The organism is Secundilactobacillus oryzae JCM 18671, assembly GCF_000740055.1.
Classification (GTDB): Bacteria; Bacillota; Bacilli; order Lactobacillales; family Lactobacillaceae; genus Secundilactobacillus; species Secundilactobacillus oryzae.
In genome coordinates this window covers 1-15978 of record NZ_BBJM01000015.1, presented here as the reverse complement: position 1 = coordinate 15978, position 15978 = coordinate 1, and the positions used below count along the sequence as shown (strand labels likewise).

Sequence of the window (15978 nt, the reverse complement as noted above, 5' to 3'; positions counted from 1 at the left end):
TATTCATCAGCCTCTTTCGTATTTATTAACGAAAGGGGTTTTATTAATGATTGAAATGAATTTGGTAACAGAATTAAAGTATGCGTTACTTACTTTGGGAGTCTCGGCGGATCTAATCGAAGAGGAGGTCGCAGTGTTTCTATTTCATTTTCCAAATTTTCGTAAGTTGAAAGTAGCAACTGAAGATCAATTGATGGATTATTTGGAAGAGTCTGAACTTCGAAAACAGTTGATGCGATTGATTAACTTTGGTCGGAGAATCCAACTCACCCCCCTTAAATTCAAGGAGACGGTGACGAGTAGTCAACAAGTAGGGTTATGGCTTGTGACTGAGATGGGAGATTTAACGCAAGAACAATTACGCATTATGTGTTTGAACACCAAAAACGAAGTGATTGAAGATGAAGTCGTTTTTAAGGGCGACCTCAATAGTTGTATTGCTCATCCACGAGAGATTTTTAGATTGGCAGTTACAACTAGTGCTAACAAGATTTTAATGGTTCATAATCATCCCAGTGGTCAATTGAAACCTTCCCAAAATGACCTGCTGTTTTCGGAACGGCTGGCAGAAGACGGTAAAATGATGGGAATTGAACTTTTGGACAGTCTCATCATTAGTTCTAAGGGCTATTTAAGTTTACGAGAAGAAGGCATCTTGACAGAATAATAACAGAATCAATAAGAATCCGATAAATTCTGGGAATTGCTTGCGTATGCCAATTGTTTTCGCTATTCTTTACATTAGCGGCGTGTTTAATGAAGCTAAATTATGATATAATACCAACATTGAACTTTGTTAAATAAAAATGATTGCTGTTTATGAAGGGATGGAACACAGTGTTCGGATTAGGAACGAAAAATATCGGTATCGATCTCGGTACTGCTAATACCATTGTCTACGTGGAAGGTAAAGGCATAGTTCTACGTGAACCATCAGTGGTAGCTAAAAATACTAAAACGGGTGAAATTGTTTCTGTTGGGGAAGATGCACGGGCTATGATCGGCCGTACACCAGCCAGCATTGTTGCAATTCGTCCAATGAAAGACGGCGTTATTGCAGACTATGATACAACGGTTGCAATGATGAAGTACTTTATTCAAAAGACCTTAGGCCGTTCAAACGGTAAGCCTTACGTTATGGTCTGTGTCCCAAGTGGCGTAACGGAAGTTGAAAAACGTGCCGTTATTGACGCAACACGTGTTGCCGGTGCCCGTGATGCATACGTTATCGAGGAACCATTTGCTGCAGCTATTGGCTCAGGATTACCAGTTATGGATCCAACCGGTAGCATGGTCGTTGATATTGGTGGTGGAACGACAGATGTTGCCACAATTTCACTTGGTGGTATCGTTTCAAGCCGTTCAATTCGAATGGCTGGTGACAAGTTAGATGACTCAATCATCGCTTATATTCGTCAACACTTTAACCTTTTGATTGGTGAAAGAACCGCTGAACAATTGAAGTGGGATATCGCTTCTGCATCTGTTGAAGCTGCAGAAAAAATCGAAGGAACGACGATTCGTGGTCGTGATCTTATTTCTGGATTGCCTAAGACAATTGAAGTTTCTGCTGTAGATATTGCAAATGCAATTCACGAATCAGTTGAAGAAATTATCTCCGCAATTAAAGAGACACTTGAAGAAACGACACCTGAAATTGCTGCTGACGTTATTGATCATGGTATTGTCCTTACCGGTGGTGGGGCCTTATTGAAGAACCTACCTGATGTCATTGCTGAAGCAACGAAGGTTCCTGTATTTATCGCTAACGAACCATTAGATTGTGTTGCGATTGGTACTGGTGAGTCATTGAAGAGTATCGACGTCATGAAGAAACGATAAAGGAATGCGGGAAGAAAGCTTCCCGCTTCTTTTGTTTAGCAGGAAAAATGTTCATTTTAGTTAATGACTAAAGTGTTTAGCATGGAGGACGATAATGCGTAGATTTTTCTCAAATCGACGATTGGTCATCATCATTGTGTGCGTTATTATCTGTATCGCGTTGATGAACCTGTCAGTCGTTATTCGTAATAAGAGGTCAACACCTCCTTTGATTCAACAATTTGGTAATGATATTGTCGGATTTGCAGACCGAGTTGTTGCTTTACCGGTTAATGGCCTTCAAGGAACCGCTGAAGCTATTTCGGGATTGCTAAATACTTATCAAGAAAATGAAAAGCTTAAAAGCCAAGTCGAGAAGTTAACGCAAACTCAAGTACGCGATGAGACGCTTTCTCGTGAAAACAAACAACTCAAAAAAGAACTGAGCCTCAATAGTTCATTAACTGATTACTCCGCAGTGACAGCCGCTGTGATTAGTCGGACACCGTCTTCATGGCAGAGCCAAGTCATTATCAATAAAGGACAAGCTTCTGGTATCAAGAAGAATATGCCTGTCTTATCCGGAGCAGGGTTAGTCGGTCGAATTTCTGAAGTGAACAAGACCAACAGTAAAGTTGAGTTGATTTCAGACAATAATGATTCAGCCAATCGATTTGCGATTCAAATCACCAACGGTTCTGGTCAAACAGTCAATGGTGTGATCAGTGAGTACGATAAGGAAGCTAATCGAATCGTCATGGGTAATGTCACTTCAAAGACCAAACTCAAAAAGGGTGATAAAGTCATTACCAGTGGCCTTGGTGGCGTGACGCCTAAGGGCCTTTATGTGGGGACTGTTGAGACAGCTGGTGATGATGATTACGGTTTGGCTTCTAAGGTTGTCATAAAACCAGCAGGCGACTTAAGTAACTTAAACATCGTTACTGTAGCCGTTGCTAAAGAGTAGGAGGCGGGTAAATGTTACGGTTATCTAAGTTACGCTATGGGTTTCCGATTGGCCTATTCCTATTTTTCTTTCTTGATGGTTCGCTCAGTAAAGTATTTTCGAATCAAATGTTTAGTTACCCATATACAATGGTGAGTTATTTAGTGGTTTTGTGGTTAGTTTGTGCCGCTTTCTTTGAAGGGACTATTGCTATTCCGCTTATTCCTTGGGCTATTGCGATGGGGGTCATTTTTGACTTATACTATACGGGAATCTTTGGGATTTTTATCGCGATTTTTCCGTTAATTATCATGCTGACTAGGACATTGATTCGCGCCTTACCACAGACTTTTTTGATGAATCTGCTAATCTTTTTCATCGATATCACTGTGGTGGCAACATTAAGTTACATTGGTAATAGTATTATTCATCAAGCTTCGCTAACGGCCAGTGAGTTTTTACTTTACTCGTTAGCACCAACCTTGGCATATAATCTTGCCATGTTTGTCATTTTATATTTTCCTATTCAAGCGCTATATGGTCGATTAAGATAGAATAGGCATCGGGGGGCAGTCAGGCTATGCAAGCAGTTTTATTAAAAGGAAATCAAAACGGGTATCAGCTGGTCTTAAATCAGTCAGCTAGCTTCGAGGACATTATGATTGAGCTGGAGGCCTTATTTGAAAAGCTCAAGTCAGATCCAATCTCAATAGAGGCTTCTAAGGTTTCGTTTGATGTTTTAACGGAGGACCGTATTCTTCAGTCTGAAGAAAAAAAGCAGATTGAAGACTTAACTGCCAATTATCCAAAATTCTCGATTCACAAGATTAGTGCGAACGTCATGACTGTGGCGGACGCGTACTTTCTAAAGGAACGAGAAAATGTCCATTTAATCAGTCGAACTATTCGTAACGGACAGGAAATTCAATTAAAAGGCGATATTTTATTTTTAGGAACGATTCACGAAGGTGGTAAGCTTATCACGACTGGGAATATTTTCTCCATCGGAAACGTCGCAGGCATTTTGCATGCGGGCTTTCCGAACTCAGAGGAGAAACTAATTCTCGGTGACCTACATAATGCACAACAGGTTCGCGTTGGCGAGCAGTTTGACGTTATCGATGATGAAAAACTTGAAGAAGATGTTCAGACCATAGCTTACGTTAATGATTTACATGTGCTAACCTATGGAAGTCTGAATGAACTAAAACAAATCAATCCGAAGTTATATAATCGAATCGGGGGACATTGAAATGGGTAAAGCAATTGTCATTACATCTGGTAAGGGTGGCGTCGGAAAAACGACCTCTACCGCAAATATTGGAACTGCACTTGCCTTGATGGGTAAGAAAGTTTGTTTGATGGACTTGGACATTGGTTTAAGAAATCTAGATGTCGTGTTGGGACTTGAAAACCGCATCATTTATGACATTGTTGACGTGGCGGATGGACGAGCAAAGTTGCCTCAAGCGTTGGTTAAAGATAAACGATTTGAAGATCGTTTATACTTATTGCCTGCTGCCCAAACAACGGACAAGAGCGCTTTAACTGAAGATCAAGTGCGAGACATTGTAGACGAATTAAAGCCTGACTTTGATTACGTCTTGATTGATTGTCCAGCCGGTATCGAACAAGGCTTTTTGAATGCCATCGCTGGCGCAGATGCTGCAATTATTATTTCAACGCCAGAAATTTCTGCCGTTCGAGACGCAGATCGAGTTGTTGGAATCCTAGAACAACATCCATTGGAAGAAGAACCACGTTTAATCATTAATCGAATTCGTCGTCACATGATGCAGGAAGGTGACGTGATGGATGTTGATGAATTGACACATCATCTGGGAATTGAATTGCTTGGCATTATTTTTGATGATGATGCGGTGATTGCAACCTCAAATCATGGAGAACCAATTGTTCTAGAAGATAATAATCCTGTTTCAACTGGTTACCGGAATATTGCACGACGTCTTGAAGGTGAGACAGTTCCGTTGATGAAGATTGAAAATCAAGAACCCGGTTTCTGGACGAAAATGAAACAATGGTTGAAGCGAGGCTAATTTTTCTTGACTATCTGTTAAGGAAGCTTTATATTTGTCATATTATAAATTTGTGCGATTGAACAGAAGAGTAAGTTGGTAGAAAGTTAAGAGAGTTAGCGGTAGGTGAGAAGCTAACCTTTCTATGAACCGAACCACATCTGTGAGCTGATTTTCTGAACTTAGAGTAGGGAAATCCGGATAGACTCGTTATGGTCTTCAGGTCTTATGACTTGATGAGGTTTGCTGTGTGAACAGTAAACGAAAACGAGGTGGCACCACGATGTGAAAATCGTCCTCTTGGATAGAGATTATCCAAGAGGACGATTTTTTTGTTTTTGTTAAGGGCACCCAAGGGAGGAAAAGAAATGTTGAATTATATAATGGAAATTTTACCATCGTTACTGTCAGGGGCGGGGATGACGCTCCAAATATTCTTTTGGACGATTATTTTATCAATTCCCTTAGGTGTTATTTTGGGATTAGGCTTAACCTCCAAATTTAAACCTCTAACGGCGTTAATCAAATTTTATGTGTGGTTAATGCGTGGGACACCATTGTTGCTCCAATTGATTTTCGTTTTTTATGGCTTGCCAGTTATCGGCATCGTATTCGATCGTTATGATGCTGCATTGTTTGCCTTCGTGCTGAACTATACAGCCTACTTTGCCGAGATTTTCCGTGGCGGACTACAATCAATTCTCAAGGGCCAGTATGAAAGTGCCAAGGTTCTGCGGTTAACCTATTGGCAAACGCTTCGGAAGATTGTCATTCCTCAAGTTTTTAAGATTGTGATTCCTTCGGTTGGAAATGAAGTCATTAATTTAATCAAAGACTCGTCATTAGTTTACGTCATCGGAATTGGCGACCTGTTACGTGCCGGAAACGTAGCGACTGCTCGTGATGTCACTTTAATTCCATTAGTCTTAGTTGGCGTTATTTATCTCTTGTTAACGGCAGTTGTAACATACATTCTCGGAAAAGTTGAAGCACGCTACAGTACTTGGCGATAGGAGGGGTTAGTCATGTTAACTTTAAAGGATATTTCAAAACAATTTGATAATCGACTTATTTTGGATAACATCAATCTGACTGTTAAAGATGGTGAGATTCTTTGCATCGTTGGACCATCGGGTGCAGGGAAGACAACCCTGCTGCGTTCAATCAGTGGGTTGGAACGAGTTACATCTGGTAAATTTCTCTTGGATGGGCAAGCATTTGATCCCTATGAAAATCGCGAAAATGATTCAGTAATTGGTGTCGTTTTCCAGGATTTTCAGCTATTTCCAAACTTAACGGTGATGGAGAACATTACGTTGGCTCCTCGGTTGGTGCTTAAAAAAACCAATGAAGAAGCGGAACAGGAAGCTCGAGAGAAGATGGCTCAGTTAAATCTTGCTGGTAAAGAATCACTCTTCCCCTACCAATTATCAGGTGGGCAAAAGCAGCGGGTAGCCATTGTTCGCGCTTTAGCGATGAATCCCAAAATTCTATGCTATGATGAACCAACATCTGCTTTGGATCCAGATTTGAGACAGGAAGTTGAGTCTATTATTGTTGGACTTAAGCAACAGGGAATGACCCAAATCGTGGTTACACATGATATGACGTTCGCTGAAAACATTGCAGATGACATTTTCCAAGTTTCGCCTAGAAATGAATAGGGGTGAGCTTTTGAATATAAAACGACTAGTGGTTGGATTCGCCGCATTATTGTTAGTGATTTTGAGTGGCTGTACGTCTTTAAGTCAGCGGGCCAACGAAAAGGATAACTGGAATAAAATTAAGCAAAGTAAAACGGTAGTAGTTGGGTTAGATGACAGCTTTGTTCCGATGGGATTCCGTCAAAAAAACGGTCAGTTGGTAGGCTATGATGTAGACCTGGCGAAAGCGGTCTTCAAGCAATATGGTATCAAAGTTAGTTTTCAAACCATTGATTGGTCGATGAATGCAACAGAACTTCAAAACGGTACGATTGATCTCATCTGGAATGGCTATACAAAGACGCCAGAACGTGAAAAACAGGTAGCCTTCTCAAAGACCTATCTCAGGAATGATCAGACGCTCGTGTCACTACGGAAAAATAACATTACCTCGACAGCGGATATGACTAATAAAGCATTGGGTGTTCAAACAGGTTCATCTGGTGCCAACGATATTTCAACTTATCCTAAAATTTTGAAAAATCGAATTCAAGATCAAAGTCCAGTGCTGTATGATACGTTCACCAATGCGTTTATTGATTTGAATGCTGGACGAATTCAAGGTCTGTTAATTGATAGTACGTATGCAAATTACTACGTTCAACACGACAAAAATCCTAAGAAATATCGTGTCGTCAATACCTTGTTCCCCAAAGAGGAATTTGCGGTAGGCATTCGTAAGAGTGATGATACACTGCGCAGAAAGATTAACGTGGCGCTAGAACGATTAGCTAAAGATGGAACGTTGACTAAAATTAATGAGAAATGGTTTGGACGAAATGTTGATTCGCCGTTACTGACCAAGTAAGGTTGCAAATTCCTTTGAATTGCAACCTTTTTCATTTGGATTGAGCAGCTAAGCTTGTGTTTATCAACTAATTAAATTAAGATAATTAGGATGTGCGAATGGAGGATGAACTTGGGAATAATTACTGAAAATGGTGTTCATTTAACGGTTAAGAGTACCAAAAAATTTAAAACAATTAAGATGTATGTGGATTTGATTGCGCCAGTCGCTGTGGACGAGATTTCACTGCGCGTTTTATTAGCACAATTATTGGAAACCTCAAGTGAAAAATATCCAACTCAAATTGACCTAGCAGAACAATTGTCTTGGATGTACGGGGCGAGTTTTGGGGCCAGCGTTTTTCGTTATGGCACACAGCAGGGCATTCGATTTACCTTTAACTTAGTTAGCGGTAAATATTTAGGCCTAAATCAAGCTGAACAACAACAATTGATGGCTGATGTATTCGATTTTTTGAAAGAGGTCATCTTTAAACCATTGATTGACGATTCAGGATTTGATGGTTCGACTTTTGATCGGCAAAAGGCCAATATTATCGATTATTTAAATTCGATGTTGGATGACAAGCAACAGCTTGCAGGTCAGTCGTTACGCAAATTGTATTACGAAAATGATGAAGCTTACGCACTAGGCGTCCTGGGTGATGCAGACCATATGGCACCGATTAGCAGAACAGATTTATTTGCCTATTACAAAAAGGCTTTAGATCGTGATCAAGTGTTTATTACAGTCCTGGGTGATGTTGCAGAGGAAGAGATTGCGCCATTTGTCACTAAATTACCATTTAAGAAACGCTCAGTAATTGCTATTGATCCGTTCCATCATCGGGAGATAACCGAAAATCGGGAGGAAACATTAGCGCAGCCGGTTTCACAATCCAAATTAAACTTAGCATTTAGTTTTCCAATTTATCGACATGGTGACCAGTATTTTGAAGCACTTGTGTTCAATGAATTACTTGGTGCGTCACCAATATCACTATTATTTTTGAATGTTCGCGAAAAGGAAAGCTTGGCGTATTATGCTTCTAGCCAATACAGTCCATTTACCGGAACGTTAACTGTAGAGTCAGGGATTGAGGCCAAGAATATGGGCCACGTGAGAGAACTAATTTTACAGCAAATTGACGCCATTAAGACCGGCGACTTTAGTGATGAACTATTTGATAAAGTGATTAGTAAGATGCTGACTGACCGCGAAGTTGCGTATGACAATCAGCGTGCATTGATGAATAGTTTGGTGGTTAAATCGGTCATTGGTGAGGGAATTTCAGATGAAGAATGGGTCGAACGTATTAAGCAGGTCACTAAGGAGAACGTTATGGCGGTGGCTGCTAAGGCTCAATTACAAGCCCAATTTTTCTTGAAAGGAACAGAAGATGCAGACTAAAGATTACAAGCAATTACAAGAAAAAATGATGACGCAGACACTTGAAAATGGACTGACGGTTCATTTCTTGCCTAAGCCACTCTTTAATGAGACTTACGCGGTGTTATCAACGAATTATGGTTCAATTGATGACCGAATTATCCCCGCAAACGGCGAAAACCTTGTGAAGTTTCCGGGAGGCTTGGCCCATTTTTTAGAACACAAGCTGTTTGAAAAAGAAGATCACGATGCCTCTGATGTTTTTGCTCAGTACGGTGCCAGCACAAATGCTTATACCAGTTTTACGAAGACAAGTTACCTATTTTCTTCGAGTCGAAACTTAAAGGAGAATCTTGATAACCTCCTAGACTTTGTTCAGATTCCGTATTTCAGCAATCAAACGGTCGAAAAAGAAATTGGCATCATTGGTCAAGAAATCATGATGTATGATGATGATCCTAACTGGCAAGCTTACTTTGGTGCGATTGCTGATTTATATCCTGACACGGCTTTGGCCGTTGATATTGCGGGAACGGTACCGTCAATTAAGCAAATTACGCCTGAGAAGCTTTACTTGGCACATAAGCAATTTTATCAGCCAAGCAATATGAGTTTGTTTGTAGTTGGTAATTTGGATGTTGATCAGGTATTGGAATGGGTTCAAGAAAATCAGGCTAAAAAAGATCTATATACGTTTAATAACCCTAAGCGTGTTCTCGATGATTTTTATTCGTCAAACATTAAGCATGCACAGACGCTGCATATGGCTGTCCAACGGCCAAAGGTAACTATTGGTATTAAGGGCACTCAGCCAATCGCTAACGATTTTTCTGGTTTAGTTTATGAAGAGGCGGTTAACACAATGTTTGACCTGCTTTTTGGCGAAACGTCAGAGAACTACTTACGACTTTATGACCAAGGCGTTATCGATGATAGCTTTGGTTACAGCTTTGAAATGCAGCGGGCTGCCCACTTTGCCATTATCATTGGTGAGACGAATCAACCGGACGCGATGGTTCAAGAAATCCGGTCGATTCTTTTAAATGCCAAGACAGAGTTAGCAAAGGTTGAGGATCGCTTGGAAATGGTCAAACGTGAGGCAATGGGCGCAACAATTATGTCGATGAATTCCATTTCTGCTATTGCTAATGATTATGATGATTATCTTTATGGTGGTACGGGGCTTTTCGATGAAATTGATGCAATTCGGCAATTAACGATGGCGGACATTTATCAAGCGGCGGAGCGATTTATCTCGGAGGATCGATTCAGCATCAGACAAATTTTGCCAGAGTAGAGTTAAATTTTTTTAAAAAGTCGATTGTGAATACATTTACTCGTTAAATCCGTATTGGACCTATGATATACTGGAACAGGATTTTAAAATTGAACATTTGGAGACTAGCATAAATTATGAGTGAAAACGAAGGAACATCTATCGGAAAAACCCTTCGCGATGCAAGAATTGCAAAGGGATTCACGTTAGATGATTTACAACAAACCACAAAAATTCAAAAGCGCTATTTAATTGCGATTGAGGACGAGCGATTTGAGGATCTTCCAGGAGATTTTTATGTTCGAGCGTTTATCAAGCAGTACGCGGACACCGTGGACCTTGATGGATCTGAGTTGCTCAATGAGTTTAGCAATAAATTGCCAAACACGAAGACGCAAGAATACGTTGATAAGGTTAATGAAGATAACCCAACGACGCGTTCAACTCAGCGAAAGGCGGAGGATCGTTACGAAAATATCCGTCGTCGGATTCCGGTGATTGCAGCTATTATCGTTGTTATATTGGTCTTGGGTGGTATTTGGTATGCGAGCTCACTTCACTCAGAGCGTAGCACGCAAGATAATATTGATAGCAGTTCAGTTTCAGTTTCTGGCTCATCAAGTGAAAAATCATCTAGCAAGGCTAAAGAAAGCAGCAGTGAATCAAAAGAGCCAAAGGTTTCGTTCGAGACGACAAGTAACAGCGGCACTGCTGCAACGCTTGAGATGAAGAATGCACCTAAAAATAAAGCTGTGAAGATTACAACGACGGGGAACGCCTGGACGTCAGTTGCAACTACAAGTGCAACTTTATGGTCAGGAACATTAGCTTCTTCAAGCGAAACAGTGAAGGTCCCATCTGCTACTACCCAACTTTCCATTACGTTAGGTAGTGTTGACAACACTGCTATTACAATCGGCGGCCACAAAGTACCACTAACGAAGTTAACTGCTGCAAGTAGCAGTTCTTCAACTTCTGCAACGACGACATCATCTTCGTCACAATATGGCGCAAGCAACACTTACAGTAGTTCAAGCACGAGCGCAAAGTTAAGCTCACTGACTATTGTGTTTAAATAATTTTAACTAAAATATTGGACGGTTTCTGCTTCATGTGGAAGCCGTCCATTTTTATCAAAGGGGTATTGTCATGAATTTACCAAATAAGCTAACAGTTGTTCGAATTTTTCTGATTCCAGTTTTTCTGATCTTATTGGCCGTTCCATTTCAATGGGGCAGCGTCGTTTGGACTGGCACACAAATTCCAGTCGTGCAGCTTTGGGCAACTTTAGTTTTTGCAGTTGCTTCAATTACTGACTTTTTAGATGGTCAAATTGCCCGTCGCCAACACTTGGTTTCTAATTTTGGTAAATTTGCCGATCCACTTGCTGATAAGATGATTGTGATGACAGCGTTTATCTTACTAGTTGCTTTAGGAAAGGCGCCGGCTTGGGTCGTTGCTATTATCGTCTGTCGCGAATTGGCAGTCACTGGATTACGATTGATTATCGTTGAAAATGATGGTCAGGTTTTAGCAGCTGCTTGGCCAGGTAAAATCAAGACAACAACTCAAATGCTCGGCATTATTCTTTTACTTTTGAACAATGTACTTTTCGATGCTATCAATGTGCCAATGGGCTTAATCTTGCTTTACATTTGCCTCTTTTTCACCGTTTATTCCGGAATTGATTACTTTGTTCAAAATCGAAGTGTGTTTTCAGATTCATTTAAGAAATAAGATGGATTTTTAGATGACAATCGTAGTTATTGGTGAGGAGGAAAAGTAATGGAAGCAACGCTACTCTTACAATCAGACAATGTTCCCATCGTCGCACGGATTAGCCAAACCCTATTAGATGATGGGATAGGTGTTGTTGAGCAAAAGGCTGACCAATTTACAACTGCAATCGGTATTTTGATTTATGACGGCTCTGCTCAAACCGAGTTACTCAAAAGTAAGTTAACCACAGATACGGATACTTTTTTGATTAATGATGCAGATGGCCTCCTGGTATATCAAACACATAATCGTTACTTATTTGTCGTGATGAGTGATCGGTTTAATAGTGATGCTTTTAGTGAATTAGTTAATAAAGTGGGAATTAGTTCAAGTTTAAATTCAGAAGTTTCGGCACCTTACCGATTTAGATTTATGTCCATCAAGCAGTCAATCGATGCATTTTCAGTGACAATTAGAAGTGCCTTATTGAAAGAGTCTGGTTTACAGTGGCAATGGCGGTATTTGGTAACTGGCGAAATCCAATTAACTCCCGTAGTCATTGGTATTACACGCTCAGATTTTAAAGCCCTGATTTTAGAGCAAGAAACGGCATTTCAAACACAATTAGGTGCGGATTTTATTGGCTATGGGTCTGAAGAACCGTTGGAAAATTTTGTGGTGAATCGATTAATTGAACAACAAAAAAGTATAACCGCTGCCGAAAGCTTAACTGCCGGTGAATTTCAAAGTACCCTTGGCAATGTTGCGGGGGTTTCCGCTGTTTTTGCTGGAGGATTTGTAACTTACTCTAATCACGTGAAGCACCAACTACTAGCGATTCCAGATGAACAAATTACGCAATTTGGCGTGGTTAGTGAAGAAATTGCAATTCAAATGGCTAATCAGGCAAAACAATTGATGAATACCCATTTTGCAGTTTCCTTTACTGGGGTAGCTGGTCCCGATGCGCTTGAAGGACAACCAAGTGGCACGGTCTGGGTTGGAATAGCTGAAGATGAAAAACCATCTTATGCAATAGAGGCCCATTTTTCAGGGGATCGAGCAGTTGTTAGAGAACGAAGCGTCTATCTTGGATTAGATATCGTTAGACGGGCAATAAACAAATAAGAACTTTTGTTCGGTTTTTACTTGCTTTTTAAATTGTGAGTGGGGTATAGTATTCCTAACAGTTACTGTTTCATATTAAGGAGGATTGAAATGGCTGATGAAAGAAAAGCTGCGTTAGACGCAGCCCTTAAGCGAATTGAGAAAAACTTCGGTAAGGGTGCCATTATGCGAATGGGCGACCAACCGGACACTAAGATTTCAACTATTTCAACTGGTTCTTTAGCATTAGATGATGCTTTGGGAGTTGGCGGATTTCCAAGAGGACGAATTGTTGAAATTTATGGACCTGAAAGTTCAGGTAAAACAACGGTAGCATTGCATGCCGTTGCTGAAGTGCAAAAGCAAGGTGGAACTGCAGCCTATATCGATGCTGAAAACGCATTAGACCCCGTCTACGCCACTAATTTGGGTGTTAATATTGAGGACTTATTGCTTTCACAACCAGATACGGGTGAACAAGGACTTGAAATTGCTGACGCGTTGGTTACAAGTGGCGCTGTTGACTTGGTTGTCGTTGACTCTGTTGCCGCATTGGTTCCCCGTGCAGAAATTGAAGGCGAAATGGGTGATGCTCATGTCGGTTTGCAAGCACGGTTAATGTCACAAGCTTTGCGGAAGCTATCAGGAACTATCAACAAGACGCACACGATTGCATTATTTATTAACCAAATTCGTGAAAAAGTCGGTGTGATGTTTGGTAACCCCGAAACGACACCTGGTGGTCGCGCCCTCAAGTTCTATGCAACGATCCGTTTGGAGATTCGTCGTGCTGAACAAATTAAAGATGGTACGGACATTATCGGTAACCGAACACGAATCAAGGTTGTCAAGAACAAGGTTGCACCGCCATTCAAACGTGCCGAAGTTGATATTATGTATGGTGAAGGTATTTCCCAAACCGGTGAACTTGTTGATATGGCTGCAGAAAAAGACATCGTTGAGAAGTCTGGTTCTTGGTACTCATACGGCAGCGAGCGAATTGGTCAAGGACGTGAAAACGTTAAGAAGTACTTGGCTGAGCATCCGGATGTGATGAATGAAATTCGGACAAAGGTTCGAGTGGCATACGGTATGGATGATCCTGCTCCTGAAACACAGGCTGCCAAGGACTTGAAAGCAGCGGCTGCTGCTGGAGAAGCCACAGCAAAAGAATCAACCGATAAGGAAAAGAAAAAAACAACAAAAAAAGCAAGTAAGGAAGCTGCAGATGATGCTTCTTCCAAAAGCACAGCAGAATAACGCGACTCAAATGGATCTACCGTTGTTCTGATGTCAAGCTCACTCCGTAATATTGGGGTGGGCTTTTCATTTTGAAAAAAATGACTAAATTAGTCTAAATGTAAGATAAAGTCTGAAGTTCCCAAAATGCTTGTATTGACACTGGTTAAGACAAACATTAAAATAAAGGTTGTGCCATTGATATAAAATAACATCTTGAAAATTATGGTTAAGCAATTAATCAATTTTGATGATGCGGAGGTGGAATCATGAGTGTTCCAGCTATAATCCTCGCAATCATCGCTATAATTGTTGGTGTTGGTATTGGTTACTTCATCCGGAAGTCAATTTTTGAAAAGCAACTGGATGCAGCAAAAAATACTGCACAAGGAATCTTGTCGGAAGCAAAAAAAGAAGCAGAGACAGCCACTAAAGAGCGGCTGTTAGAAGCTAAGGACGAAAGTCATCGTTACCGTGCGGAGGTTGAATCTGAACTCAAGAAACGTCGTGCTGAAGTTCAGAAGCAAGAAGATCGTCTTCTTCAAAGAGAAGAGGCCCTCGATCGCAAGGATAACGCTTTCGAAAAACGGGAAAGCTCATTGAGTAAACGCGAAAACAAACTCACGCTTGAACGTCAAGATCTCGAGAAAAAGCACCAGCAAGCAGACTCACTTATTGAAAAGCGTCAAAATGCAGTTGAAGAGGTTGCCGCTTTATCGAAGGACGAAGCACGTGATCTCATCATCAGTGAAACCCAGGAGAATCTCGCTAAAGAACGAGCTCAAATGATTAAGGAAAGTGAAGAAGAAACTAGGAAGACTGTGGATACTAATGCCAAAAACCTTATTGTTGAGGCGATTGAGCGTAGTTCTGCGGATATGGTTTCTGAAACCACTGTTTCCGTGGTAACACTACCTAACGATGATATGAAGGGTAGAATTATTGGTCGTGAAGGGCGCAATATTCGGACTTTAGAGACACTTACCGGTATTGATTTAATTATTGATGATACCCCGGAAGCTGTCGTTCTGAGTGGGTTTGATCCCATTAGAAGAGAAGTTGCTAAGATAGCTCTTGAAAAGCTAATTCAGGATGGGAGAATTCATCCAGCTCGTATTGAAGAGATGGTTGAAAAGGCTCGTCGTGAGTTAGATGAACATATTCAAGATATTGGAGAAGAAACAACATTTGATTTAGGAATTCATTCGATGCACCCAGACCTTATTAAGATGGTCGGTCGTCTGAACTTCAAGATTTCATACGGTCAAAATGTGTTAAGTCATTCGATAGAAGTTGCTAAGTTAGCAGGGGCATTTGCCGCTGAATTAGGTGAGGATGTTACATTAGCAAAGCGCGCTGGATTGTTACATGATATTGGTAAAGCAGTTGATCAAGACACGGAAGGCGCTCATACAACTGTCGGTGCGGACTTAGCTAAGAAGTATAAAGAAAGTCCCGTCGTTGTAAATGCCATTGCATCGCACCATGGAGATGTGCAACCTAAATTCATTATTGCCGAATTAGTTGCAGTAGCCGATAAGATTTCGGCCGCTCGCCCAGGTGCAAGAAGTGATTCTCTAGAAAGTTTCATTCATCGTTTGGAAAAACTTGAAGAAATTGGAAACCAGTTTGACGGTGTTCAAAAGACATTCGCTATTCAGGCTGGCCGAGAAGTTCGTGTCATTGTCAAACCAGATCGAATTTCTGATTTAGATGCTGTTGTCTTAGCACGGGACATCAAAAAGAAAATTGAAAGTGAATTGGATTATCCAGGTCACATCAAGGTATCAGTTATTCGGGAAGTTAGATCAGTTGAATATGCTAAATAAAAAGATCAGGCAACTGATCTTTTTATTTTTTTGGCTCTTTGTCAAATCCTGTTGATGAACAATTTATAGAGTAATTTCAAAGGCTAAACAGCCCTTGAAATTACTCTTTTTTTGGTTCTTGCTTGG

At 40.7% G+C, this 15978-nt stretch carries 16 protein-coding genes and 1 other annotated feature; all 16 genes read left to right on the top strand.

The annotated features are described in order from the left end of the window. The first annotated feature begins 46 nt into the window (after positions 1 to 46). Positions 47 to 667, top strand: coding sequence for a JAB domain-containing protein (locus LOSG293_RS05070; protein WP_051907228.1), 621 nt, complete (start codon positions 47 to 49; stop codon positions 665 to 667). 170 nt (positions 668 to 837) lie between these two features. Beyond that, positions 838 to 1842, top strand: a complete 1005-nt coding sequence (locus LOSG293_RS05065; protein ID WP_034527801.1) for a rod shape-determining protein — start codon at positions 838 to 840, stop codon at positions 1840 to 1842. Positions 1843 to 1936: 94 nt separating this feature from the next. Then, positions 1937 to 2788 (top strand): rod shape-determining protein MreC, encoded by an 852-nt coding sequence (gene mreC / locus LOSG293_RS05060; protein WP_034527800.1) that lies wholly within the window; start codon positions 1937 to 1939, stop codon positions 2786 to 2788. Positions 2789 to 2799: 11 nt separating this feature from the next. Continuing rightward, on the top strand, positions 2800 to 3321 hold the full coding sequence (mreD, locus tag LOSG293_RS05055) for a rod shape-determining protein MreD (RefSeq protein WP_034527797.1): 522 nt from the start codon (positions 2800 to 2802) through the stop codon (positions 3319 to 3321). A gap of 26 nt (positions 3322 to 3347) precedes the next feature. Continuing rightward, positions 3348 to 4019: a septum site-determining protein MinC gene (locus LOSG293_RS05050; protein ID WP_034527795.1), complete on the top strand. Its 672-nt coding sequence runs from the start codon at positions 3348 to 3350 to the stop codon at positions 4017 to 4019. A 1-nt stretch (position 4020) separates the two neighbouring features. After that, positions 4021 to 4824: a septum site-determining protein MinD gene (gene minD / locus LOSG293_RS05045; protein ID WP_034527792.1), complete on the top strand. Its 804-nt coding sequence runs from the start codon at positions 4021 to 4023 to the stop codon at positions 4822 to 4824. Positions 4825 to 4872: 48 nt separating this feature from the next. After that, positions 4873 to 5106: a binding site (T-box leader), on the top strand. Between the two features lie 65 nt (positions 5107 to 5171). Then, positions 5172 to 5816 (top strand): amino acid ABC transporter permease, encoded by a 645-nt coding sequence (locus LOSG293_RS05040; protein ID WP_034527790.1) that lies wholly within the window; start codon positions 5172 to 5174, stop codon positions 5814 to 5816. A gap of 12 nt (positions 5817 to 5828) precedes the next feature. Beyond that, positions 5829 to 6467 (top strand): amino acid ABC transporter ATP-binding protein, encoded by a 639-nt coding sequence (locus LOSG293_RS05035; RefSeq protein WP_034527788.1) that lies wholly within the window; start codon positions 5829 to 5831, stop codon positions 6465 to 6467. Positions 6468 to 6483: 16 nt separating this feature from the next. Then, the gene (locus LOSG293_RS05030) at positions 6484 to 7314 is read left to right on the top strand and encodes an amino acid ABC transporter substrate-binding protein (RefSeq protein WP_235786821.1); all 831 of its coding nucleotides are present in this window, start codon (positions 6484 to 6486) and stop codon (positions 7312 to 7314) included. Positions 7315 to 7425: 111 nt separating this feature from the next. Further along, positions 7426 to 8703 carry an EF-P 5-aminopentanol modification-associated protein YfmF gene (gene yfmF, locus LOSG293_RS05025; RefSeq protein WP_051907227.1) on the top strand — a complete coding sequence of 426 codons (1278 nt, stop codon included), beginning with the start codon at positions 7426 to 7428 and terminating at the stop codon, positions 8701 to 8703. Continuing rightward, positions 8693 to 9979, top strand: coding sequence for an EF-P 5-aminopentanol modification-associated protein YfmH (gene yfmH, locus LOSG293_RS05020; RefSeq protein ID WP_034527782.1), 1287 nt, complete (start codon positions 8693 to 8695; stop codon positions 9977 to 9979). Before yfmF ends, yfmH begins: the two co-directional genes overlap by 11 nt. Positions 9980 to 10095: 116 nt before the next feature. Further along, the gene (locus tag LOSG293_RS05015) at positions 10096 to 11037 is read left to right on the top strand and encodes a helix-turn-helix domain-containing protein (protein ID WP_034527780.1); all 942 of its coding nucleotides are present in this window, start codon (positions 10096 to 10098) and stop codon (positions 11035 to 11037) included. A 70-nt stretch (positions 11038 to 11107) separates the two neighbouring features. Next, the gene (pgsA, locus tag LOSG293_RS05010; RefSeq protein WP_034527778.1) at positions 11108 to 11695 is read left to right on the top strand and encodes a CDP-diacylglycerol--glycerol-3-phosphate 3-phosphatidyltransferase; all 588 of its coding nucleotides are present in this window, start codon (positions 11108 to 11110) and stop codon (positions 11693 to 11695) included. A gap of 48 nt (positions 11696 to 11743) precedes the next feature. After that, entirely contained in the window at positions 11744 to 12805 is a 1062-nt protein-coding gene (locus LOSG293_RS05005; RefSeq protein WP_051907226.1) for a nicotinamide-nucleotide amidohydrolase family protein, read from the top strand. Positions 12806 to 12895: 90 nt separating this feature from the next. Further along, positions 12896 to 14044 carry a recombinase RecA gene (gene recA / locus LOSG293_RS05000; RefSeq protein WP_034527776.1) on the top strand — a complete coding sequence of 383 codons (1149 nt, stop codon included), beginning with the start codon at positions 12896 to 12898 and terminating at the stop codon, positions 14042 to 14044. 248 nt (positions 14045 to 14292) lie between these two features. Further along, complete coding sequence (gene rny / locus LOSG293_RS04995; RefSeq protein WP_034527774.1) at positions 14293 to 15852, top strand: ribonuclease Y; 1560 nt, start codon at positions 14293 to 14295, stop codon at positions 15850 to 15852. The last annotated feature ends 126 nt before the right edge of the window (positions 15853 to 15978 follow it).

Excerpts from the sequence above, each read along its gene's own strand:
- LOSG293_RS05035 (WP_034527788.1), top strand. The coding sequence starts at position 5,829 with ATGTTAACTTTAAAGGATATTTCAAAACAATTTGATAATCGACTTATT.
- recA (WP_034527776.1), top strand. The coding sequence starts at position 12,896 with ATGGCTGATGAAAGAAAAGCTGCGTTAGACGCAGCCCTTAAGCGAATT.
- LOSG293_RS05015 (WP_034527780.1), top strand. The coding sequence starts at position 10,096 with ATGAGTGAAAACGAAGGAACATCTATCGGAAAAACCCTTCGCGATGCA.
- LOSG293_RS05040 (WP_034527790.1), top strand. The coding sequence starts at position 5,172 with ATGTTGAATTATATAATGGAAATTTTACCATCGTTACTGTCAGGGGCG.
- minD (WP_034527792.1), top strand. The coding sequence starts at position 4,021 with ATGGGTAAAGCAATTGTCATTACATCTGGTAAGGGTGGCGTCGGAAAA.
- LOSG293_RS05070 (WP_051907228.1), top strand. The coding sequence starts at position 47 with ATGATTGAAATGAATTTGGTAACAGAATTAAAGTATGCGTTACTTACT.
- rny (WP_034527774.1), top strand. The coding sequence starts at position 14,293 with ATGAGTGTTCCAGCTATAATCCTCGCAATCATCGCTATAATTGTTGGT.
- mreC (WP_034527800.1), top strand. The coding sequence starts at position 1,937 with ATGCGTAGATTTTTCTCAAATCGACGATTGGTCATCATCATTGTGTGC.
- pgsA (WP_034527778.1), top strand. The coding sequence starts at position 11,108 with ATGAATTTACCAAATAAGCTAACAGTTGTTCGAATTTTTCTGATTCCA.
- mreD (WP_034527797.1), top strand. The coding sequence starts at position 2,800 with ATGTTACGGTTATCTAAGTTACGCTATGGGTTTCCGATTGGCCTATTC.
- yfmH (WP_034527782.1), top strand. The coding sequence starts at position 8,693 with ATGCAGACTAAAGATTACAAGCAATTACAAGAAAAAATGATGACGCAG.
- LOSG293_RS05050 (WP_034527795.1), top strand. The coding sequence starts at position 3,348 with ATGCAAGCAGTTTTATTAAAAGGAAATCAAAACGGGTATCAGCTGGTC.
- LOSG293_RS05005 (WP_051907226.1), top strand. The coding sequence starts at position 11,744 with ATGGAAGCAACGCTACTCTTACAATCAGACAATGTTCCCATCGTCGCA.